Origin of the sequence: Lentzea sp. NPDC006480, assembly GCF_040611995.1 — a bacterium.
Lineage (GTDB): Bacteria > Actinomycetota > Actinomycetes > Mycobacteriales > Pseudonocardiaceae > Lentzea.
On sequence record NZ_JBEXPJ010000029.1, the window covers coordinates 19,043 to 39,857 of the forward strand.

The window sequence follows — 20,815 nt, forward strand, 5'->3', positions numbered from 1 at the left end:
ACCGGGCCCGGTCAGAACTTGCCGGGAGTCAATCCGAGGGTGTTGGTCGGGTCGGCCGGGTCCGGACCGACGACCTGGCCGACGTAGAGCTGCACCTGCGAGCGGAACCGCTCCACCGCGTCCCGGTCGCTCATGAACGCCTGAAACCCCGCCACATCGGTCTGGTGATACGTGGCCAGCGGCCGCAGCCCGGCCGGTGGGGCGACGTCCTTGCGCACCGACCAGGTCCACGGAGCGATCAGCTGTTGCTGGGCCGTCCGCGACGTCAGCCAGCTCAGGAACAGCTTCGCGGCGGCCTTGTGCGGAGCGTTCTTGAAGATCGCACCGTGCTGCACCCAGCTGTTGAACGGGTCGTTCGCCGGGAAGATCATGGTCGCGTTCGGCGTCGGATCGCCCGCCGTGCCGAGCGTCGCCAGGTAGTCCCCGGCCGCCACGGGTCCGGCCGAAAACGGCGTGCCGCGCACGAACGCGGGGTTCTGCGCGACCACGGAACGCAGCCAGGTCCAACCGTACTTGTCGACGGTCAGCTTGAAGTCGTAAAGGACGGCGTCGTCATCGTTCGGGTACGTGAAGATCAGCTTGTTCTTGAACTCCGGCTTCAGCAGATCGGCCGCGGTGAACGCCGACGGATCCGACCCGGCCGCCTTGGTGTTCACCATGTCGGCGAAAGCGCCGTAGAACACGCCGGTCCAGTAGCCCTGCGAGTCCTTGGCGTTGTCGAAGACCTCGTCGGAGCCGATGGGCCGGTACTTCAACAACTGGCCGGCGCTCCTCCAGCGGTCGAAGTCCTGCACGGTCTGCAGCACGGCCACGTCAGCCACTTGGTCGTGGGTGGCGATCTGGTTGTCGATCCGAGCGTCGTGGATCTTGCTCAGATCGGTGACCAGGTGGATTTTGACGCCGGGGAACTGCGCGGCGAACGCCTTGGCGATGAAATCCCACTGTCCCGGCTTGTCGCCGCCCATGTAGACGGTCACTTCGCCGCCATCGGCCTCAGCCTCGCGGTAGAGCGCCTGCAACTTTGCCTGCTCGCCCGACTCGCCAGCCGCCGCCTTCGTGTTCGCATCGGCGACGGCGTAGCTCGCCCCCACCGCCACGACGGCCGCCATCAGCGCGGTCCCGGCCTTCCTGGTGAACCTCATGACACCTCTCAAGAGTTTGAAACCTCAAACATCCGGGCCGACGATAGGCCCATTTGTTTGAGAGTTCAAACCTCCGGATATGCTGGTGTGGTGAGCGACACCACCTGGCTCTCCGAGGAGGAGATGCGCGCCTGGCTGGCATACATCGACCTGTCAACGCTGCTGGGCGACTACCTGGAGCGGCAGCTGCAACGGGACGCCGGCCTGTCGCACGCGACGTACAACCTGCTCAGCCGGTTGTCCGTGGCCCCCGACCGGGCGCTGCGGATGAGTGACCTCGCCGAGCACCTGAAGGTCACCCGCAGCCGGCTCTCGCACGCACTATCGGCGCTGGAAAAACGCGGCTGGGCGAGACGCACCGACGACCCGACGGACCAGCGCGGCCAACTCGCAGTGCTCACCGACGAAGGCTTCGCCGTCCTCGCCGCCGCAGGCCCCGGTCACGTCGCGGCGGCGCGCCGGGCGATGTTCGACCACCTCACGCCTGACCAGGTCCGCCAGTTCGCAGAGATCGGCGAGGCCATCATCAAGGGTCTCACCCACGAGGACGACTATCAGGCTGAGCTCCCTTGGCGGCGCAGATAGCGCGCACCGCTCTGCCGACTGGGAGAAGGCGATCCTGGAGGGCTCACATGCCGCTGCAATCCGACGTCGGCGCTGCGCCGGCCGACTGTCTCACTCCTCCCGCAGCATCAACGAAGGCTGATGCACACACATTCCAGCAGGTCAGGGCTACCGCTTTTGTCAGGAGTCCTAAGCGATGCACGGCACCGCGAGCTGCTGCGAGAAGAACCTCTCCAGCGGCTTGCGGTGCAGCCGGCGTTCCACGGCGATCAGCTCGTTCTTCCGGTAGTGCCTGACCTGTGTGCGCGTGACGACGAACCCGTTCCGTTCGCTCGACGGCATCTCGTCGTAGATGAGCGCGTGCTGTCCTTGCGGCACAACGACATCCGCCAGTCCCTCCGGAATCTGCCGCGCCCTGTCCGCAACCGTCGCGGCCAGCGAGTCGGGCCGGTTCCGCAGTTTCCGGTGCGGCCACGGCACTCCGTGGTGCTCGGCCTCCAACGTCCGGTGCAACGCCCGCGCCGCATGCCGGATGGCCTTGATGGAGTCACCCGTGATGATGTGCGCGTGCGGCACGTCGAGGCTCGTGTCCCTCCTGAACCCGGCACACACGATCACCTTGTCGTACCGCAGCTCCCCGGTGCCGTCGATCGTCGCCACGAACTCGTTGCCGTCCTTGGCGATCCGCTGCACAGTCCGCCCGACCGTGTGCGTGAGCCGTGCCGTGCCCGCAATGTTGTCGGCCGTCTCGAACGCGCTGTGCCCCCGCCCGATGATGAGCACCCGCTTCCCGGCGTACTCGGTCGGGTCAGTACTGGCACTCGCGTACGTCTCGGCGTGCTCGATCCCCGGAATGCCTGGCAGGTAAGGCTTCTTGCCGGTGGCGAGGATGATGTGCCGCGCCTGGCCCAAGTCGCTGACCCGCGTGTTGTACCGGACGTTCAACGGCCGCGCGAAGTCTTCCAGGTACCGCACCAGATCGTCCGCATCAGGAAACGCCCGCTTGCTGTACCGCGCGAACGGCACCCCGTCGAACAGCGAGTTGTCGTCCGTGGAAAGCACCCGGTGCCTCGGGAACTCGCGGAAGAAACCAGCCGGCTCTGAACCGGCCTCGACGATCACGTAGTCGCGGCCCGCCCGGTGCAGGAAGCGCCCCATCTGCAGGCCCGCCGGACCCGCACCGACCACCAGGTACTCCACCATCACGCACCTCCCGGGGTCCTCTACGCCAAACACAGCGCAAAGGTTCAGGTGGGCGGTTACCTTCCATCATCGTGGATTCCGGGCAGCTGTGGTCAATCAAAAAGCACATAGGTCTCGTTGTGCTGATCGGTCTAACTGTCTTTGCTGCAGCCGCTTCTCTGCTGTGGGCGGCCGTCGGCTTCCCGACGACCCAAGCGCCCAGGCTGGACATCATCAAGGTCGCGCTGACCGTGGTCGCGGGCGTCGGCGGCGTGGTCGCGCTGGTCGTCGCCTACCGCAGGCAACGGGTGACCGAGTCCGCCGAGTCCCGCGAACACCTGAAGCTCCTCAACGAACGCTTCGGCGCCGCCTGCAACCAGATCGGCAACGAGTCCCCGACCGTCCGCCTGGCCGGCGTCTACGCACTCGCCTCACTGGCTGACGAGTGGCCGGAACAACGCCAGGTCTGCATCGACGTCCTGTGCGCGTACCTGCGCGTCCACTACGAGCCGTCACTGGAGTCGGAGTGGTACCACGACGCCGAGTCCGAGGTACGCCTGTCGATCACCAGTGTGATCGCGCGACATCTCCGCGACGGCGCACCGGTCAGCTGGCAGGGCTACGACTTCGACCTCGTCCGCGCAGTGCTCCGCTCGGCGGACTTCTCGGGCATCCGCGTGCCGTCCGGGACGTTCTTCCTCAGCCTGGCGCGCTTTCCGGGCGGCTGGATCTCGTTCGACGGAATGTCGGTCAGCGGCGGCGAGGTGTGGTTCGGCGGCGCCACGTTCGACGGAGCCAGGGTGACCTTCGACAAGGCGTCGTTCACCGGCGGCCGGGTCCGGTTCGAGGGTGCCGAGTTCAACGGCGGTGAGGTGTCGTTCCGCGGGGCTCGGTTCGCGGGCGGCGAGGTCGACCTGTCCGAGGCGGTCATCAGGGTCGCGCCGGTGTTCGACGACGGCGAGAAGCCAGGTCTCAAACTGCCGTCCACATGATGGACCCCGGAATGGACACCTCGTTCCACAGTGTTGGATCGGGACGTGACGACTGTGAAGCGCCGTGCCCGTGTCCGCGCCCCTGAGCTGGTCGGACGCGGCTGGCTGAACACCGGTGGCGAACAGGTCAGCCTGAAGGACCTGCGCGGCAAGATCGTGCTGCTCGACTTCTGGACGTTCTGCTGCATCAACTGCCTGCACGTCCTCGACGAGCTGCGGCCCCTGGAGAAGGAACACGAGGACGTCCTCGTCACCATCGGCGTCCACTCGCCGAAGTTCGTCCACGAGGCCGACGCCGACGCGCTCAAGGCGGCCGTCGAGCGCTACGAGGTGCATCACCCGGTCCTGGACGATCCCGAGCTGACCACGTGGCAGCACTACGCCGTCAAGGCCTGGCCCACGCTCGTCCTGATCGACCCCGAGGGCTACATCGTTCACGTCGCCGCAGGTGAGGGCCATGTCGAGGCGCTGAACACGATCATCACGGAGCTCAGACGAGAGCACGAGGAGAAGGGCACGCTGCACCGCGGCACCGGCCCGTACGTCGCCCCCACGCCGGAGAACACCACGCTCAGGTTCCCGGCGAAGGCGATCGTCACGCCGAGCAACACGATCCTGGTCAGCGATTCGGCGCACCACGGCATCGTCGAGCTCGAAGCCGACGGCGAGACCGTCATCCGCCGCATCGGCACCGGCGACCGCGGCAAAGAAGACGGCCTTGACCCCAGCTTCTCCGAGCCCGCCGGCCTCACCCTGGTCCCCAACACCCACGGCTACGACGTCGTCATCGCGGACACCGTGAACCACCTGCTCAGGGGCCTCAACCTGGCAACGGGCGAGGTCACCACGATCGCGGGCACCGGCGAGCAGTGGCGCGACGGCGAGACCGACGGGCCGGCCGACAAGATCCACCTCACCAGCCCGTGGGACGTCGCGTGGTGGAACGGCGGCGTCGCCATCGCCATGGCCGGCAACCACACGCTCGGCTTCTTCGACCCCGAGACCAACACGACGAGCAGGCTCGCGGGCACCACCGTCGAAGGCATCAACGACGGCCCGGCCGCAGGAGCCTTCTTCGCGCAGACGTCCGGGCTCGCGGCAGACGGAAAACGCCTCTGGATGGTCGACTCGGAGACGTCGGCGCTGCGCTACCTGGAGAACGGCGAGGTCACCACGGTCATCGGCAAGGGCCTGTTCGCGTTCGGTCACAAGGACGGAACCGCCGAGGAAGCCCTGCTTCAGCACCCGCTCGGCGTCACGGTCCTGAACGACCACTCCGTCGCCATCTCGGACACCTACAACAACGCCATCAGGCGCTACGACCCCGAGACGAACGCGCTGACCACCGTCGCGACGGACATCGCCGAACCGTCCGACGCCCTGCAGATCGACAACGAGCTCGTGGTCGTGGCCAGCGCCGCCCACCGGCTCGAACGCTTCTCGGCGGCCGCCACGAAGATCGACGGCCAGGAGCACGCGGTCAAGCGCCCGAGCACGGACATCGCGCCAGGAAACCTGGAGCTCGCGGTCATCTTCACCCCGCCGACCGGCACCAAGCTGGACGAGAGGTACGGACCGAGCACCCGCCTGGAGATCACCAGCTCGCCGGAAGACCTGATCCTGGAGGGCGCCGGCGTCAGCACCGAACTGGTACGGGTGTTGCGGATCAACGATCAGATCACGAACGGGGTCCTGCACGTAGTAGCGCAGGCCGCCAGTTGCAGTGACGATCCTGCCGACGAACACCCGGTCTGTCGCTTGACCAGGCAGGACTGGGGCGTACCGGTTCGAGTGGTCACCGATGGACCTGCCCGGCTGCCACTGCTCATGGGCGGCATGGACGAGGCACCTCCGGCGGCCACGTAGACTCTGCGGGTGCCTGATGTCAAGCTCGAGATCCAGATGCTGTACGACCGCGTCATGGTCCGCATCTCGCCGGAGGACGGCGAGCGGCGATCCAGCGGAGGCATCGTGATCCCCGCCACGGCCAACATGGCCAAGCGGTTGGCGTGGGGCAGCGTGTTCGGAGTGGGTACGAGCGTGCGGCACGTGAAGGTCGGCGACCGGGTGTTGTTCAACCCGGAAGATCAGCTTGAGGTCGAGGTGCAGGGCGCCACGTATCTCGTGATGAGGGAACGCGATCTCCACGCAGTTGCCAGCGAGCTCACCGAGCACGGTACTGGTCTGTACCTGTGAGCCGCCGGTTCGTGATCTTGGCCTGATAGCTACACACGTATACGCCGCCTCAGTTCAGAGACAGGGCAACGGGGAGAGCTGTGCCGTACGACGCTGACAAGACGAGAGCGATGCCGCCGGTCAACGCGCGAGGCACCGCCTCCGAGCAGACGACGAAGATCGCGCCCGTGAGCGCCGCGCCGAGCGACGCGTGGCCGTCCGAGGAACCGGACGGCCACGAGCCGACCATCAGCGCGGCCGTGCCTGGCGTCGGCTTTCCCGCCAGCGAGGACGCCACCGAGTACATGCGACCGGTGGCGCCGCTGCCCGAGCCGGAGGACTCCGGTGTCTACGGACCCGTGATGATCGAGCCGGGCGAGGACGACGCACAGCCGAAGAACACCAAGAAGAAGGCCCTGATCGTGGCCGCGGCCGTCGTCGGCGCGTTCGGCCTGCTCTACGGCCTCGACATCCTCGTCTCCAGCGGCAACGTGCCGCGCGGCGTGACCGTGGCGGGCGTCGACGTCGGCGGCCTGAGCCACAGCGACGCCGAGAAGAAGCTCCGCGACGAGATCGGCCCGCGCCTGAGCAAGCCGGTCGCGCTCAAGGCCGGCGACGTCACGGCGGAGCTCGACCCGAAGGCAGCCGGCCTGGAGCTCGACTGGAACGCCACGATCGATCGTGCGGGCAGCCAGCCGCTCAGCCCGATCACGCGCGTCACCTCGTTCTTCACCAGCCGCGAGGTCGGTGTGGCGACGAAGGGCGACGACGAGAAGGTCAGCGGCGCGCTGGAGGCCCTGCGGCCGAAGATCGACCACGAGCCGGTCGAGGGCACCATCAAGTTCGAGGGCGCCACCCCGGTCGCCGTCGAGCCGCACGACGGCCAGAAGCTGAAGGCCGAGCAGGCCGTCGGCGCCGTCGTCTCCAACTGGGCGTCCGGCGGCCCGGTCGAGGTCCCGATGGACTTCACCCCGGTCAAGACGACCAAGGAGGGCGTCGAGAAGGCGCTCAACGACGTGGTGAAGGCCGCGGTGTCCGGCCCGGTCAAGATCAAGGGCGAGGGCAAGGACGCGAACCTCACGCCCGAGCAGATCGCCGGCACGCTGGCGTTCGAGCCCGGCGACGGCGGCACGCTGAACGTCAAGCCGAACAAGGACAAGCTCGCCGAGGCCGTCGGCCCGCAGCTCAAGGACACGGTCAAGCAGGGCAAGGACGCCGAGATCGTCTTCGAGGGCGGCAAGCCGACCGTCAAGGAGTCCGTCGACGGCCTCGACCTCGACTGGGACAAGAACCTCCAGCCGTACTTCGACACGCTGAAGAAGACGGACGCGCGCGAGGTCAAGTTCGAGTACAAGCACACGCCCGCCAAGGTCACCACCGAGCAGGCGAACAAGATGGGCATCAAGGAGGTCATCGGCGAGTTCCAGACCGGTGGCTTCGCCGCTGCCTCCGGCGTCAACATCCGGGTCGTGGCCGAGAAGGTCAACGGCGCGATCGTGAAGCCGCACGAGACGTTCAGCCTCAACAAGTACACCGGCCCCCGCGGCACCGCGCAGGGCTACGTCGAGGCGGGCATCATCAACGACGGCATCCCGGACAAGGCGGTCGGTGGCGGCATCTCGCAGTTCGCGACCACGCTGTACAACGCGTCCTACGTCGCGGGGATGAAGGACGCGGGCCACCGCGAGCACAGCTACTGGATCACGCGGTACCCGAAGGGCCGGGAAGCCACGGTGTTCATGGACACCAACGGCAACAGCCTGATCGACATCGCGTTCACGAACCCGGACGACACGGGTGTCGCCATCCAGACGATCTGGACCGGCTCGACGATCACGATCAGGCTCTGGGGCACCAAGAACTACGACGTCACCGGCTCCACCAGCGCCGAGTTCAACCCGACCCAGCCGCAGGAGAAGAAGGTCAGCAAGGCCGGGTGCTCGCCGAGCAACGGCGCTCCCGGCTTCTCGGTGACGGACACCCGCACGATCAAGGACCGCCGCACCGGCCAGTCCCGTAGCGAGTCGCGCACGGTCCGCTACGACCCGCAGTTCAAGATCGTCTGTGAGCCGCCGGCAGGCGGCTGAGACAAAGCTCGGTTCACAGTGGCCACGCGGGGGTATTCACCCCTTCGTGGCCACTGTTGCGAACGAGGCGCGAAGAAGTCCCGTCGTCCAGACGTTGGGGCGGGTGGGGATGGTTGTGTACGGGGCGGTCCACGTGCTCATCGCGTGGCTGGCGCTCCAGGTCGCGTTCGGCGGCGACGCCGAGCGGACGGACTCGAAGGGCGCGCTGACCGAGCTCGCGCAGAACGGTGCCTGGCTGCTGTGGGCAGTGGGCATCGGCCTGGTCTTCTTCTCGCTCTGGCAGTTGCTGCTGGCCTTCGTCGGCTACTCCTACGTCACCAAGCAGCGCAAGCGGATCTCCAAGCGCATCGGTTCCGCCGCACGCGCCATCACCTCGGGCGGTATCGCGTTCGGTGCGTTCAAGTACGCCACGAGCGGCAAGACCGGCGATCAGACGCAGCAGCAACAGGAACTGACCGCGCAGGTGCTCTCGTGGCCGGGCGGCCAGTGGATCGTCGGCGCGATTGCGATCGGCGTGATCATCACTGCGGGCGTGATCGTCTACAAAGGCATCAAGAAGTCCTTCGAGAAGGACCTCGACATGGGCCGCGCACCGTCGTGGATCGAGCCGGTCGGCCGAATCGGCTGGATCGGCAAGGGCGTCGCGTACGGCGTGATCGGTGTCCTGATCGGGCTTGCCGCGATCAAGGCGGATCCGGAGCAGTCCGGTGGCCTGGACAAGGCCCTGCACACGTTGGCGGAACAGCCTTACGGCATGTTCCTGCTCAGCGCGGTCGCGATCGGCATCGCCGCGTTCGGCGTCTACTGCTTCGTGGCGGCCCGCGCGCTCAAGGGCTGACAGAGAACTGAAAACGGGTCCTCGCACCTCGGGCAGGAGGTGCGAGGACCCGTCGTCCGTTCGAGAAGAGCGAGTCCTAGAAGGCGCTCTCGTCGATGTCCATCAGCGCGTTGTCCGTGGACTCCGCGATCTTGCGGCGGGCGGTGAGCTCCGGCAGCACGTTCTTCGCGAAGAACGACGCCACGGCGATCTTGCCCTCGTAGAAGGACTTGTCCTTCGCGGAGGCGCCATCGAGCTTCTGCAGCGCGACCTCGGCCTGGCGCAGCAGCAGCCAGCCGACGAGCACGTCACCCGCGGTCATCAGCAGGCGGACCGAGTTCTGGCCGACCTTGTAGAGGTTGCGGACGTCCTCCTGCGACGAGGTCAGGAAGCCGACCAGCGAGCCGAGCATGCCCTGCAGGTCCTCGAGACCCTGCTTGAGCAGCGCGCGCTCCTCCTTCAGGCGACCGTTGCCGCCCTCGTTGTCGAGGAAGGACTGGATCTCGCCGTTGATGAACGCGAGCGCCTGGCCCTTGTCGCGGATGATCTTCCGGAAGAAGAAGTCCAGCGACTGGATGGCCGTGGTGCCCTCGTACAGCGAGTCGATCTTCGAGTCGCGGATGTACTGCTCGATCGGGTATTCCTGCAGGAAGCCCGAGCCGCCCAGGGTCTGCAGCGACTGCGCCAGCTGCTCGTACGCGCGCTCCGAGCCGACGCCCTTGACGATCGGCAGCAGCAGGTCGTTGACCTGGGCCGCGAGCTTGGCGTCGTCGCCGCCGAGCATCACCTTGTCCTGGAACGTCGCGGTGTACAGGTACACCGCGCGCAGGCCCTCGGCGTACGCCTTCTGCAGCATCAGGCTGCGGCGCACGTCCGGGTGGTTGGTGATGGTGACGCGCGGGGCGGTCTTGTCCGTCATGCGGGTGAGGTCGGCGGACTGGACGCGCTCCTTGGCGTAGGACAGCGCGTTCAGGTAGCCGGTCGACAGCGTCGCGATGGCCTTGGTGCCGACCATCATCCGGGCGTACTCGATGACGTCGAACATCTGCGCGATGCCGTCGTGCACCTCGCCGAGCAGCCAGCCCTTGGCGGGGACGCCGTGCTGGCCGAACGTCAGCTCGCACGTGGTGGACGCCTTGATGCCCATCTTGTGCTCGACGTTGGTCACGAAGGCGCCGTTGCGCTCGCCCAGCTCACCGGTCTGCGGGTCGAAGTGGAACTTCGGCACGAGGAACAGCGACAGGCCCTTGGTGCCCGCCTTGGCCTCGATGCCCTCGCCCTCGGGACGCGCCAGCACCATGTGCATGATGTTCTCGGTGAGGTCCTGGTCACCGGACGTGATGAAGCGCTTCACGCCCTCGATGTGCCAGGAGCCGTCGTCCTGCTTGATGGCCTTGGTGCGACCGGCGCCGACGTCCGAACCGGCGTCCGGCTCGGTCAGCACCATCGTGGCGCCCCAGCCGCGGTCGATCATGATCTGAGCCCAGTGCTGGTCGCGCTCGGTGCCGTTGTTGTAGACGACAGTCGCGAAGCTCGGGCCCGCCAGGTACATGTAGATCGGCGGGTTGGCGCCGAGGATCATCTCGGACGCGGCCCAGGCGACCGACGGCGGCGTGCCGAAGCCGCCCAGCGCCTCGGGCAGGAACATGCGGTACCACTCGCCGTCCCAGATCGCCTGGTACGACTTCTTCAGCGACTCCGGCAGGGTCGCCGAGAAGGTCGTCGGGTCGTACTTCGGCGGGTTGCGGTCGGCGTCGGCGAACGAGTCCGCGAGGGGACCCTCCGCCAGCGTCTTCATCTCGGCCAGAACGCCGCGCGCGGTGTCCTCGTCGGACTGCTCGAACGGCCCCTTGCCGAGGTGGTCCTGCACGTTGAAGACCTCGAACAGGTTGAATTCGAGATCCCGGACGTTGCTCTTGTAGTGGCCCATCTCGTCAGCTCACTCCTCAGGGTCGCGGCGGGGTCGCCTACTGACCGGTAACAACAGAGTATTACTCGACAGTAACCCCGGCAAGGGCGACCACCCACTGGTGGCGAAGTAGACAGTCCTCCCAGTGACCTGAATCGGGCATGAGAGCCGGTCAGACGCGTATCGGGCGATCGGGAACCATGTCCAGCAGTCCCGCGTTCGTGCGCTCCTGTGCGTCGATCGCACGCGGCAACATGACAGATTCGTAGGTCCGCACACCCTCTCGGACACCGTCGCGGACGATCGCGAGTGCCAGGTCGGCCGCGTCCTCCATCGCGAGGTTCGCGCCGACACCCAGCGGCGGCATCAGGTGGGCCGCGTCGCCGAGCAGCGTTACGCCCGGCGTGTGTTCCCACGTGTGGGGTACGGGCAGTGCGTACAACGGCCGGTGGATCAGCTCGCCCGCGAAGAACCTCCGGAGCGACGGATGCCAGTCCGCGTACAGCTCCAGCAGTTCGGCGTTGGAGGGCTTCCAATCCTCACGCGCGCGCATGCACGCGTACGCGCGAATGTGATTGCCGCTGTTGCGCTGGGCCCACAGCATCAGGCCGGGCTCGTCGGCCACCATCGTGCCCTGGCCGGTCAGGTCGAGCAGCTGCCGGTCGTTGTCGTGGCGCGTCTCGACGAACATCACGCCGGTGTACCGCGGGGTCGCGCCGGACAGGATCCGGCGAACCCGTGACCAGGCGCCGTCCGCGCCGATGACCAGGTCGAACCCGGCGGTCGAGCCGTCCAGGAACGTGATCTCGCCGGGTTCGGCCGAGTTGATGCCCAGACCCCAGCTGACAGTTCCAGGTGCGAGTGAGTCGAGCAGGAGCCGGCGGAGCTGGCCGCGATCGATCTCCGGGCGGAAGTCGCCCTCCGGCGGTTCGTGCTCGATCAGCTCGGCCGTGAAGGGGTCGACCTTGCGCTGCTCCTGGCCCTCGAACCGGGCGAGCGCGCGCCACTCGTCGAACAGTCCGGCGGCGCGGATGGCCTCCTGGCCGCTGTCGGCGTGCAGGTCGATCGTGCCGCCCTGCTGGCGGGCCTCCGGCGAGCTTTCGCGCTCGAAGACGGTGACGTTCTCGAAGCCGTTCAGCTGGAGAACGCGGGCACAGGTGAGGCCGCCGAGTCCGGCCCCTGCGATGGCGATGCGTGGTGTGGTCATGTCATCGATGAAACCGTATCCACTTCAAAAGTGCAATGACTACACTTTTGAAGTGGCTCAACTCGCACGGTAGGATCCTGGTCGTGACCGAACTCGGCCGCCGTGAGCGCAAGAAGCTGCAGACCCGTCAGTCGATCGCCGACGCGGCGCTGGAGCTGTTCATGGCGCGCGGGTTCGACGACGTGGGTGTGAAGGAGATCGCCGACCGCGCGGACGTGTCGGTTACGACGCTGTTCAAGCACTTCCCGAGCAAGGAGTCGCTGCTCTTCGACGAGGACGAGGAGCAGGAGGCCGCCCTGCTCGACGCGGTGCGCGGCCGTCCGGCGGGCAAGTCGATCCCGCAGGCGCTGCGGGACCACTTCGTGGCCGCGGCCAAGGGACATGCGGACCACCCGCTGTTCGTCGACTTCCAGCGGTTGGTGCGGACGACGCCGGCGTTGCGCGCATACGGGCACCGGATGTGGATGCGCCATCAGGAGGCGCTGGCGCGCGTGATCGCGGCGGACATCGGTGCGCCGGAGGGCGACGTCAGGTGCGCCGCGCTGGCCCGTTTCGCCCTGGAGGCGCGCGACGTGATCTTCGATCAGCCGGACCGCGAGCGGGCGGCCGACGAGGTCTTCGGGTTACTCGAGCACGGCTGGGCGGCCGATCAGCAGGCCTGATCGGTAGGCGAGCGAGACCGCGTGCGTCCGGTCGCGCGCGCTCAGCTTGCGGAGGATGCCCTTCACGTGGGTGCGCACGGTCTCCACGGACACGATGAGCTCGTCCGCGACCTGCTGGTTCTCCAGGCCGTCCGCGATGAGCGTGAGCACCTCGTACTCGCGCCGGCTGAGCGTCGGCCGTTCGCGCGGGCGCAGGTCGGGGTGCACATAGCCGCGTGATCGGCAGGTCTCGGCGATGACCCGGACGATCTGCTCGGGCTGGGCGGACCGGGGCACGACGCCGCGGACTCCTGCTTCTAACGCGGTCGTCACGTAGTTCGCGTGCGAGTGAGCATCGCGGACCAGGCCGATGACGAGCAGACGCGGGTCGCGTTCGACCAGCAGCCGGGCCAGGTGGCCCACCGGGTCGAGCACGGAGTCGACGAGCAGCACGTCCGGGCGCAGTCGTTCGTGCAGGCGAACGGCGGCGTGCAGATCGCCCGTCGAGCCGAGCCAGCGCAGGCCGGCGGTCCGCTTGACCAGTGCGGACAGGCCTTCGCGGTACAGCGGCACGGGGTCGATCAGCGCGACACCGGGGGCAGGCCGGCTGGGCGGGAGCATCAACACCTCCGTTCGTGCTTCTGGAGGTGAGACGTGGTTCCCCTGGACGTGTGACGCGGAATAGCAGGTTCACGTGGGTGAACAAGGGTCACGAATGTGATTCAAGACCGCCGAAGGTCTTCCATCACGGGGCAACAGTCTCGTAAGACCTACGTCACATATCCCGTGCGGATGTGCCAGGTTCCGCCGCCATGAGGCCTGGTGCTCTCGCGGGCACACGTGTGTGCACGCAAGGAGGTCACATGGGCACCCTCGATTGGGTCGTGGTCGTCGGCTATTTCTTCGTGATGGTCGCGATCGGGCTCTGGTCACGCGGGCGGGTCCACAACATCGCCGACTTCTTCACGGCAGGCGGCAAGATGCCGTGGTGGTTGTCCGGCATCTCGCACCACATGTCGGGCTACAGCGCGGTCATGTTCGTCGCGTTCGCCTCCGAGGCGTATCGGCTCGGCCTCACGGTCTACGTGTGGTGGTCGCTGACCATCGGCATCGGTGTCGGCATCGGTGCGTTCCTCTTCGCGCCGCGCTGGAACCGGTTGCGGGCGAAGCACGACGTCAAGTCGCCGCTCGAATACCTGGCCAAGCGCTACAACCTGCCCACCCAGCAGGTGATGGCGTATGCGGGTGCGTTGCTCAAGGTCGTCGACATCGCCGCCAAGTGGGCGGCCGTCTCGATCCTGCTGCGTGGTTTCGCGGGTGTCCCGATCACCTGGGGCATCATCATCATCGGCCTGGTCACGATGGTCTACTCCGTGCTCGGTGGCCTCTGGGCCGACGCGCTCACCGACTTCGGCCAGTTCGTCATCCAGGCGGCCGCGGGCTTCGCGATGTTCTTCGCCGTCGCCGGTCGCCTCGGCTGGGACTTCCCCGCGACGATCTGGGACAAGCTCCCGGAGAGCCACAGCGACCCGCTGGCCGGCCCGTACACGTCGACGTTCCTCATGGCGCTCTTCCTGATCAAGACGCTCGAGTACAACGGCGGCATGTGGAACCTGGCGCAGCGCTACATGGCCGCGCCGTCCGGCTTCGCGGCCAAGCGTTCTGCGCTGCTGTCGTCCGCGCTGTGGCTCGTGTGGCCGCTCGTCCTGTTCTTCCCGATGTGGGCGGCACCGCTGATCGTGCCGGGCCTGCAGGGAGCGCAGGCGGAGAACGCGTACATCGAGATGGGCAAGCAGATGCTGCCCGCGGGCATGATCGGCCTGGTCCTGGCGGGCTTCTTCTCGCACACCATGGCCATGGTGTCGTCGGACGCGAACGTCATCGCCGCCGTCATCAACCGCGACATGCTGCCCCACATCTGGAAGAAGGTGAAGACGTTCACCGCGGACAACCAGCTGCTGCTGGCCCGCGTCACGACGTTCACCTTCATCGGCGCCAGCATGATCATCGCGATCGCCTCGGGAGGCCAGGGCTTCGTGCTCAAGGTGGTGGTCGACCTGGTCGCCGCCACGATGGGCCCGATCGCGATCCCGCTGATGCTCGGCCTCCTGCCGTGGTTCCGCAAGATCGGTTCGACGGCGGCGATGGCCTCGGTGATCGGCGGCCTGGGCATGTGGGCGTTCCTGTACATCGAGCAGATGAACAAGGCCGCCTGGGTGACCAAGGGCATTCTGGTCTCGTGGCCGCTGCTGCTGTCGCTGGTGCTCTACCTGTCGATCGGCTTCCTGAAGAAGGAGCCGTCGACCGAGCGCGACATCCTGCTCGACTCGCTCAACTCGGACGCCTCCGACGAGCCGGAGAAGGTCACGGCGTAGCGGTAACCCGTTCGTTCTTCATGATCCTCGCGGCGGCGCACCCGAACAGGGTCGCCGCCGCGAGCCACATGTAGGGCACGGGCGTGCCGGTGTACGTCTGCGCCGTCGTCGCGAGCACCGCGGTCGCACCGGCCACCAGCCCGGTCGTGTGCGTGACCGGGAACGGGCTCTTGAGGACCGTGAACACGGCGATCGGCACGAGCAGGAAGCCGTAGGCCAGGATCCGGGTGGCGAGGTTGGCGTGGTCGGCGATCTCGTACTTGAGCGCCGGCACGGCCAGCACGGCCAGCAGCACGCCGGTCGCGAGGCCCACCACGAGACTCAGCAGCACGGTTCGCCCTTGCCACATCTGCGTCATGCGCTTCAAGACGCACACATCACTCGATGGTTGCCGTGGCGTGCGTCATCGTCACGAGACTCCTGCTCGGTGCCGCATGCACAGTGGATGGCATGGGTACGTGGTTTCCTGCAGATGACGCCGAACTGGCCGCGGGCTGGCGGCTGTGGCTGGAGCTGAGCGACCGCGTCTACCCGGACCCGTCCTGGGACGGCACCCCCGCCGACGCCATCCGCCAGGTCCGCGACCTGCTGGCGGCGTGCGAGGACATCCGGCTTTCGTACCTCGCCGAGTCCGCCCAGCCGTCGGTGGCTCTCTTGCAGTTGCTGCAGTCCATGTCGTTCGTGGCGTCGTTCCCGGTCGACCTCTGGCACGACGACACGCACCCGTTGGACGTCGAACGTGCCGAACTGCTGCACGGCGACCTCGCCTCGTTCGCGGACCACGTGGCGGGTGTGCGCGCTGCGCTGGCCCAGGGCGGCGGCTGGGTGGAGCTGGACCGCCGCCCCTGGGGCCTGCCGGTCGACTAGGTGAGTGGCGCCGAGACGTGGTCCAAGGTCCAGTTCTCGGTGTTCGGAGCGCCCTCGTTGCCGTACCAGGTGTGCAGCGTCGTGCCGAAGACGTGCTGGAACACGCAGGCAGAGTTGTTGCCGTACACAGGCCCGTCGGCGAGCTCGAAGAACGGCCCGGTCGGGCTGGTCGACGTGAGAACCCTCGTCTTCCAGACGCTCTGCTCCCGGGTCTCCACCGCCAGGTAGTACACGTTGCCGACCTTCATGACCTGCGGCGAGGCCACGACCTCCGGCGAGAACGCGATGAGCGTGCCGATGTCGGCCGGATCGGTGGCGAGCAGGGCGTCGAAGCTCGCCGCGCTTTTCACCCGGATCTGGAACTGGCCAGGAAGGTTGCGGAACCAGTACAGGTACACCGTGCCGTCGGCCGGATCGCGGAACAACGTGGGATTCCCGTTCTCCACCGTCTGTTCCTTGACGATCGGCACGCGCGTTGTGAACGCGGTGCCGTTCAACCCGTCGGTGCTCTTGTGGCCGACGATGTAATAACGGCCGCCGTCCGGGTTGCCTCCGCAGTAGAAGACGTTGTGCACGATGCCGATGGTGTTGTCGGGGTTCTTCAGCGCGCTCGCCCATCGCTCGCCGCTGTTGGTGAACAACCCGGTGGCCGCCTGCGTCCACGCGGCGCTGTTGAGGTCGTTGGTCCGTGCGATGCCGATACCCGAGCAGTTGTGGTGCCCGTAGTAGCCCAGGTACCGGAAGCCCTGGTTGATCGTGGGCGACATCGTGGGGTTCACCTCCAGCACGCTGAACGTGTGCGGGTGGTCGCCCGACTCACTCCACGGCGCCGGGCTCAGCACCGACTTCTGCGGCGTGCCGAGCGTGAAGTAGCCGATCTGCGAGCTCTGCGTGCGCTCGGGGAAGGCGAAGAACAGGAACGTCTTGTTCTGGTACCCGTACGACGTCATCTGCGCGTCGCTGATCTCCCCCTGGCGCAACGTCAGCCAGTCCCGGTCCCCCGGATGCCACCACCGGTTGATCGCCACGGTTCCCGCCACCTGCGTCGGGTAGGCGAAGTACTGGAACGTCTTGTTGATGTAGCCGTTGGCGGTCATCTGGGCATCCGAGATCGACCCGGCGGGCACGTCGACCCAGTCCTTGTCGGCGGGATGCCACCAGCGGTAGTTGGCCACCATGCCGGCGTTGCCGACCAAGCTCGCGTAGAACTGCGGAGCCGTGGCGGCCTGGTACCCGAACGAAGCGAGCTGAGCCGCCGTCGGCTGGTTTCCGTGCGCTGGCACGGAAAGCCAGTCCCGGTCCCCCAGATGCCAGTAGCGGCTGACCGCCGTCGGTGCGCCGGTGTTCGGCGTGACCTCCAGCGGCTGAACGGCGGTTTCTGCGGTGTCGGTGCTCATGTGCTCCCCTCCCGGGAGTGTTCGAGCGGTGTAACCCACCGTCGCGAGCACCTGCTGGGGTGTTTCGGCGTGTAATGCAATCGTGACGGACATCGGGCGCAGTTCACCCAAACGCCCGGAGTGGGCCCAACAGCCGAACCCGGTGTGTGCCCGCGGACACGCACCGGGTTCGGTCGCAGCGGCTCCCTGGCCCCGCGCTCGTGGCCAGGAGGCTCCTGCTGTGCTGGTCTACACCTGCAGGTCGGACTCGATGCGCTTGAGCTGGTGCCGCGCCATCGCGAGGTTCGCCGCCTCTCTTTCCAGCACCAGGTACAGGAAGAGCGACCCTCTGGATTTCACGCCGCTCATCAACCGGATCAGGTGGTACTGGCGGTGCAGCGTGATCAGGATGTCCTCGATGCTGTCGTTGAGGCCGAGCGCCGCCATCACCCGGAGTTTCGACCGGATGACTTCGGTGTTCCCGGCCGCCGCGATCTCCAGGTTCAGCCAGTCACCTCCGCCGCTGGTGCCGAGCGACATGCCGCTGTCGTAGTCGACCAGCGCGACACCGACCGCGCCGGAGATGGACATGGCCTCTTTCAACGCGATATCGATGTTCATCAGAATCCACTTCCCTGGGTCGACTGGTGGTTGAGACGACGTGGCCGCTTTCCGGTGTCTCGACGGCATGCGGACACGCCTCCATGCGGAAGAAATCGTGGTTGTGAAGAATGAACCGAGCGTCGTCATCGGTTAGGCGGCCAGAATCGCGCCGACTCGTTCGATCACGGGCCGGGACTCGTGCAGGAGCCGGCCGAGGTTCATGCCCCTGTCTCCGAGCACGACCAGCAGCGACAGCCGGCCGATGGCGTACACGGCCATGTACCCCTCGCTGCCGAACACCACGGTCTGGCTGAGCGCGCCAAGGCCGTTCATCTCCGCTGCCTGGCGGGCGATGCCGAGGTCGCTGGCGGCCAGCGCGGAGATGTGCGCGGCGTCGAGGTTCTTCGCGACGTCGGCGACGATCGGGATTCCGTCGGCCGCGGCTATCACCGTGTCGGTCACTCCGGCGACGTTCTCGCGGAGCTTCCGCATCTCGGCGCTCAGGGCGTCGAAGTCCAACTCACTCCATTCCTGAATGGGAAAGGTCGTGCCGCTCAGGACTAACATCCCACCTCCAACGGTCGCGCAGGTGAAACAGTCCGCCTGGAGTTGCCGACAATGCGCGAAAGTCACGCAGGGTTAATTCGGGCTGACCAGGCGGATATCAGGCGGGGCCGATCGGTCAATCGAGCACTCCGTCTTCATCGAAAGAGCGATCGGGAGGGTTACTTCTTACCTGTCGAAACCGTCTGTCCCGGGCAAGCGTCACCTGATCGAGTGAACGATTCCAATTCACGCAGATGAATTTTCATTTCCGATGCATGGATCATGCCTGCCTCAGTTGTCGACACGGTCCATGAGCTGTTCGGGATAGCGAAGACCGGCCGCCGCGCCGGGCGGAAGCGCTGCCTCGATCTCGGCGAGCTGGTCCGCGGTGAGCTCGATGTCGGCGGCCGCCGCGTTCTCCTCCAGGTAGCTCACGCGCTTGGTGCCGGGGATGGGGACGATGTCGTCGCCCTGGTGCAGCAGCCAGGCCAGTGCGAGCTGGGTGGGCGTGACACCGGCCTCGGCGGCCACGGCGCGCACCCGGTCGGCCAGAAGCAGGTTCTGGCGCAGGTTCTCGCCCTGGAACCGGGGGTCGTGCCGGCGGTAGTCGTCCGCGGCGAGCTCGCTGACGTCCTTGATCGCGCCGGAGAGGAACCCGCGGCCGACCGGCGAGTACGGAACCACCGCGATCCCGAGCTCGCGGGCGGTGGGCAGGATCTTCGCCTCGAGGCCTCGTTCCCACAGCGAGTACTCGCTCTGCAACGCGGCGACGGGGTGCACGGCGTGCGCGCGACGGAGCGTGTCGGCGTTGACCTCGGACAGGCCGATGTGGCGGATCTTGCCCGCGGCGACGAGTTCGGCCAGCGCCCCGACGGTGTCCTCGATCGGCACCTCCGGGTCGCGCCGGTGCAGGTAGTAGACGTCGATGTGGTCGAGGCCGAGCCGGGCGAGCGAGGCCTCGACGGCCTCCTTGGCGTACCGCGGGCTGGAGTCGACGGTGAAGCTGCCTTCGTGGATCCGCGAGCCGAACTTGGTGGCGACCACGGCCTCGTCGCGGCGGCGGCCGGCGAGGGCACGGCCGAGCAGCTGCTCGTTGTGGCCGGCGCCGTAGACGTCGGCGGTGTCGAGCAGGTTCACGCCCAGGTCGAGAGCGCGGTGGATGGTGGCGATGGAGTCGGTGTCGTTGGTGGCTCCGTAGAACTCGGACATGCCCATCAGGCCGAGGCCGACGGCGGAGACGGCGGGTCCGTTGGTGCCCATTGCGCGCTGCTTCATCGTGAGGACTCCTGGTCGAAGTGGTCGTTGCAGGGAAAAACTTATAGTGCATAACCATCATGGTCAACCATTGTTATTGTTAACTAGTTCACGTAGGCTCCAGTGCGTGATGTCTGCGGATGACCCCCTGTCCTCGGAGGTGATCAAGCTCTTCGCGCTGATCACCGACCGCTACACCCGCGAGTACGACTCGGCGGCGGCCCACCACGGCCTCACGGCGCAGCAGGTGAAGGTCCTGCTGATCCTGGACGAGGCCCCGCTGCCCATGCGGCGCATGGCCGAGCGCCTCGGTGCCGAGCCGTCCAACCTGACCGGAGTGGTGGACCGCCTGCAGGCTCGCGGCCTCGTCGAGCGGCAGGCCGATCCGAACGACCGGCGGGTCAAGCTCCTCGTGACGACGGACGACGGCGCGGTGATGGCGAAGGACCTCCGCGAGCGCCTGCGCTTCGCCCGCAACCCTCTCGCCGACCTCGACGCGGACCAGCGCCACGCCCTGCGCGACCTGCTCCGGCTGATGGCCGGCTCAGACGAACGCGGGCCCAAGTCGGTGTGACCTGGGCCCTCGATGTGGAGCGGGTGACGGGAATCGAACCCGCCTCTACAGCTTGGCCAGGGCCCAATTGCACGTGGATTGCGCGGTTGTGTCACGCACCAGATGCACTGGTCATGGCTCGCGACCTACCGCTCGGTCGCAGCGGGCCGGAGCTGGTCGAGCTGCGGGTCGAAGCACACCAGCCCTCGATCCGCGGCCATCGCGGCGGCCTGCGCGGACACCTCGTCCGCCATGCTGTAGCGCATGGCGAAGTAGATGACCGGCCCGCTGGCTTCGTCGATCAGCGGCCCGGCAGACCACGGGTGTCGGCTCGACGTCGACCGAGTCTTCGCCGAGGTAGGTGTTGTAGAGCTCGGCGAAGGTGGCAGATCCGGCCTTGCTTCTGGGCGTCCCGGAAATGCCGAAGGCCCTCACGAGGAGGGCCTTCGAGTGGAGCGGGTGACGGGAATCGAACCCGCCTCTACAGCTTGGGAAGCTGTCGTTCTACCAATGAACTACACCCGC

20 protein-coding genes and 1 tRNA gene are annotated in these 20,815 nt (G+C 67.0%); 10 read left to right on the forward strand and 11 right to left on the reverse strand.

The window, feature by feature from the left end:
• Positions 1 to 11: 11 nt before the first annotated feature.
• Positions 12 to 1,142: an ABC transporter substrate-binding protein gene (locus tag ABZX92_RS14505; RefSeq protein WP_355558338.1), complete on the reverse strand. Its 1,131-nt coding sequence runs from the start codon at positions 1,140 to 1,142 to the stop codon at positions 12 to 14.
• Between the two features lie 90 nt (positions 1,143 to 1,232).
• On the opposite strand from ABZX92_RS14505, the gene ABZX92_RS14510 reads away from it, so the two are divergent.
• Positions 1,233 to 1,727 carry a MarR family transcriptional regulator gene (locus ABZX92_RS14510; RefSeq protein ID WP_355558341.1) on the forward strand — a complete coding sequence of 165 codons (495 nt, stop codon included), beginning with the start codon at positions 1,233 to 1,235 and terminating at the stop codon, positions 1,725 to 1,727.
• A 168-nt stretch (positions 1,728 to 1,895) separates the two neighbouring features.
• Here ABZX92_RS14510 and ABZX92_RS14515 read toward each other — a convergent pair whose 3' ends face one another.
• On the reverse strand, positions 1,896 to 2,909 hold the full coding sequence (locus tag ABZX92_RS14515) for an NAD(P)-binding domain-containing protein (RefSeq protein ID WP_355558343.1): 1,014 nt from the start codon (positions 2,907 to 2,909) through the stop codon (positions 1,896 to 1,898).
• A gap of 119 nt (positions 2,910 to 3,028) precedes the next feature.
• Between ABZX92_RS14515 and ABZX92_RS14520 the strand changes: the two genes are divergently transcribed.
• The 5 genes from ABZX92_RS14520 (at position 3,029) to ABZX92_RS14540 (ending at position 8,980) form a co-directional block, all read left to right on the forward strand.
• Positions 3,029 to 3,880: a pentapeptide repeat-containing protein gene (locus tag ABZX92_RS14520; RefSeq protein ID WP_355558346.1), complete on the forward strand. Its 852-nt coding sequence runs from the start codon at positions 3,029 to 3,031 to the stop codon at positions 3,878 to 3,880.
• A 45-nt stretch (positions 3,881 to 3,925) separates the two neighbouring features.
• A complete protein-coding gene (locus ABZX92_RS14525) occupies positions 3,926 to 5,746 on the forward strand; it encodes an NHL domain-containing thioredoxin family protein (RefSeq protein ID WP_355558349.1) in 1,821 nt (606 codons plus the stop codon).
• A 36-nt stretch (positions 5,747 to 5,782) separates the two neighbouring features.
• Complete coding sequence (locus ABZX92_RS14530) at positions 5,783 to 6,076, forward strand: co-chaperone GroES (RefSeq protein WP_355558459.1); 294 nt, start codon at positions 5,783 to 5,785, stop codon at positions 6,074 to 6,076.
• Between the two features lie 284 nt (positions 6,077 to 6,360).
• Entirely contained in the window at positions 6,361 to 8,142 is a 1,782-nt protein-coding gene (locus ABZX92_RS14535) for a VanW family protein (protein ID WP_355558462.1), read from the forward strand.
• Positions 8,143 to 8,251: 109 nt separating this feature from the next.
• Positions 8,252 to 8,980 (forward strand): DUF1206 domain-containing protein, encoded by a 729-nt coding sequence (locus ABZX92_RS14540; protein WP_355558464.1) that lies wholly within the window; start codon positions 8,252 to 8,254, stop codon positions 8,978 to 8,980.
• Between the two features lie 76 nt (positions 8,981 to 9,056).
• Here ABZX92_RS14540 and ABZX92_RS14545 read toward each other — a convergent pair whose 3' ends face one another.
• Both ABZX92_RS14545 and ABZX92_RS14550 read right to left on the reverse strand, forming a co-directional pair.
• Complete coding sequence (locus ABZX92_RS14545) at positions 9,057 to 10,889, reverse strand: acyl-CoA dehydrogenase (RefSeq protein WP_355558351.1); 1,833 nt, start codon at positions 10,887 to 10,889, stop codon at positions 9,057 to 9,059.
• Positions 10,890 to 11,040: 151 nt separating this feature from the next.
• Positions 11,041 to 12,075 carry an NAD(P)/FAD-dependent oxidoreductase gene (locus ABZX92_RS14550; protein ID WP_355558354.1) on the reverse strand — a complete coding sequence of 345 codons (1,035 nt, stop codon included), beginning with the start codon at positions 12,073 to 12,075 and terminating at the stop codon, positions 11,041 to 11,043.
• Between the two features lie 83 nt (positions 12,076 to 12,158).
• Here ABZX92_RS14550 and ABZX92_RS14555 point away from each other — a divergent pair, with 83 nt between their 5' ends.
• Positions 12,159 to 12,737 carry a helix-turn-helix domain-containing protein gene (locus tag ABZX92_RS14555; protein WP_355558357.1) on the forward strand — a complete coding sequence of 193 codons (579 nt, stop codon included), beginning with the start codon at positions 12,159 to 12,161 and terminating at the stop codon, positions 12,735 to 12,737.
• Here ABZX92_RS14555 and ABZX92_RS14560 read toward each other — a convergent pair.
• The gene (locus ABZX92_RS14560; RefSeq protein WP_355558360.1) at positions 12,699 to 13,337 is read right to left on the reverse strand and encodes a response regulator transcription factor; all 639 of its coding nucleotides are present in this window, start codon (positions 13,335 to 13,337) and stop codon (positions 12,699 to 12,701) included. The two genes, ABZX92_RS14555 and ABZX92_RS14560, sit on opposite strands and share 39 nt — an antisense overlap.
• A 242-nt stretch (positions 13,338 to 13,579) precedes the next feature.
• On the opposite strand from ABZX92_RS14560, the gene ABZX92_RS14565 reads away from it, so the two are divergent.
• Positions 13,580 to 15,091 carry a sodium:solute symporter family protein gene (locus ABZX92_RS14565; RefSeq protein ID WP_355558363.1) on the forward strand — a complete coding sequence of 504 codons (1,512 nt, stop codon included), beginning with the start codon at positions 13,580 to 13,582 and terminating at the stop codon, positions 15,089 to 15,091.
• Here the strand turns inward: ABZX92_RS14565 and ABZX92_RS14570 are convergent.
• Positions 15,081 to 15,449 (reverse strand): hypothetical protein, encoded by a 369-nt coding sequence (locus ABZX92_RS14570; protein ID WP_355558366.1) that lies wholly within the window; start codon positions 15,447 to 15,449, stop codon positions 15,081 to 15,083. The two genes, ABZX92_RS14565 and ABZX92_RS14570, sit on opposite strands and share 11 nt — an antisense overlap.
• Before the next feature lie 92 nt (positions 15,450 to 15,541).
• Here ABZX92_RS14570 and ABZX92_RS14575 point away from each other — a divergent pair, with 92 nt between their 5' ends.
• On the forward strand, positions 15,542 to 15,958 hold the full coding sequence (locus tag ABZX92_RS14575; protein WP_355558369.1) for a hypothetical protein: 417 nt from the start codon (positions 15,542 to 15,544) through the stop codon (positions 15,956 to 15,958).
• Here the strand turns inward: ABZX92_RS14575 and ABZX92_RS14580 are convergent.
• The 4 genes from ABZX92_RS14580 to ABZX92_RS14595 form a co-directional block, all read right to left on the reverse strand.
• Entirely contained in the window at positions 15,955 to 17,355 is a 1,401-nt protein-coding gene (locus tag ABZX92_RS14580) for a hypothetical protein (RefSeq protein WP_355558372.1), read from the reverse strand. The genes ABZX92_RS14575 and ABZX92_RS14580 overlap by 4 nt on opposite strands.
• Positions 17,356 to 17,583: 228 nt before the next feature.
• Positions 17,584 to 17,955, reverse strand: a complete 372-nt coding sequence (locus ABZX92_RS14585; RefSeq protein ID WP_355558374.1) for a hypothetical protein — start codon at positions 17,953 to 17,955, stop codon at positions 17,584 to 17,586.
• Between the two features lie 132 nt (positions 17,956 to 18,087).
• Positions 18,088 to 18,456, reverse strand: coding sequence for a roadblock/LC7 domain-containing protein (locus ABZX92_RS14590; RefSeq protein ID WP_045312010.1), 369 nt, complete (start codon positions 18,454 to 18,456; stop codon positions 18,088 to 18,090).
• A 318-nt stretch (positions 18,457 to 18,774) separates the two neighbouring features.
• Positions 18,775 to 19,758 (reverse strand): aldo/keto reductase, encoded by a 984-nt coding sequence (locus ABZX92_RS14595; RefSeq protein ID WP_355558379.1) that lies wholly within the window; start codon positions 19,756 to 19,758, stop codon positions 18,775 to 18,777.
• Positions 19,759 to 19,867: 109 nt separating this feature from the next.
• Between ABZX92_RS14595 and ABZX92_RS14600 the strand changes: the two genes are divergently transcribed.
• Entirely contained in the window at positions 19,868 to 20,311 is a 444-nt protein-coding gene (locus ABZX92_RS14600) for a MarR family transcriptional regulator (RefSeq protein ID WP_355558467.1), read from the forward strand.
• Positions 20,312 to 20,741: 430 nt separating this feature from the next.
• Here the strand turns inward: ABZX92_RS14600 and ABZX92_RS14605 are convergent.
• A tRNA-Gly gene (locus tag ABZX92_RS14605) sits at positions 20,742 to 20,815 on the reverse strand.

Bases quoted from the DNA above. Each gene is read 5' to 3' on its own strand.
- ABZX92_RS14560 (WP_355558360.1), bottom strand. From the start codon at position 13,337: ATGCTCCCGCCCAGCCGGCCTGCCCCCGGTGTCGCGCTGATCGACCCC.
- ABZX92_RS14575 (WP_355558369.1), top strand. From the start codon at position 15,542: ATGGGTACGTGGTTTCCTGCAGATGACGCCGAACTGGCCGCGGGCTGG.
- ABZX92_RS14585 (WP_355558374.1), bottom strand. From the start codon at position 17,955: ATGAACATCGATATCGCGTTGAAAGAGGCCATGTCCATCTCCGGCGCG.
- ABZX92_RS14570 (WP_355558366.1), bottom strand. From the start codon at position 15,449: ATGACGCAGATGTGGCAAGGGCGAACCGTGCTGCTGAGTCTCGTGGTG.
- ABZX92_RS14550 (WP_355558354.1), bottom strand. From the start codon at position 12,075: ATGACCACACCACGCATCGCCATCGCAGGGGCCGGACTCGGCGGCCTC.
- ABZX92_RS14595 (WP_355558379.1), bottom strand. From the start codon at position 19,758: ATGAAGCAGCGCGCAATGGGCACCAACGGACCCGCCGTCTCCGCCGTC.
- ABZX92_RS14545 (WP_355558351.1), bottom strand. From the start codon at position 10,889: ATGGGCCACTACAAGAGCAACGTCCGGGATCTCGAATTCAACCTGTTC.
- ABZX92_RS14515 (WP_355558343.1), bottom strand. From the start codon at position 2,909: ATGGTGGAGTACCTGGTGGTCGGTGCGGGTCCGGCGGGCCTGCAGATG.
- ABZX92_RS14505 (WP_355558338.1), bottom strand. From the start codon at position 1,142: ATGAGGTTCACCAGGAAGGCCGGGACCGCGCTGATGGCGGCCGTCGTG.
- ABZX92_RS14535 (WP_355558462.1), top strand. From the start codon at position 6,361: ATGCGACCGGTGGCGCCGCTGCCCGAGCCGGAGGACTCCGGTGTCTAC.
- ABZX92_RS14600 (WP_355558467.1), top strand. From the start codon at position 19,868: ATGTCTGCGGATGACCCCCTGTCCTCGGAGGTGATCAAGCTCTTCGCG.
- ABZX92_RS14565 (WP_355558363.1), top strand. From the start codon at position 13,580: ATGGGCACCCTCGATTGGGTCGTGGTCGTCGGCTATTTCTTCGTGATG.
- ABZX92_RS14530 (WP_355558459.1), top strand. From the start codon at position 5,783: ATGCTGTACGACCGCGTCATGGTCCGCATCTCGCCGGAGGACGGCGAG.
- ABZX92_RS14540 (WP_355558464.1), top strand. From the start codon at position 8,252: ATGGTTGTGTACGGGGCGGTCCACGTGCTCATCGCGTGGCTGGCGCTC.
- ABZX92_RS14580 (WP_355558372.1), bottom strand. From the start codon at position 17,355: ATGAGCACCGACACCGCAGAAACCGCCGTTCAGCCGCTGGAGGTCACG.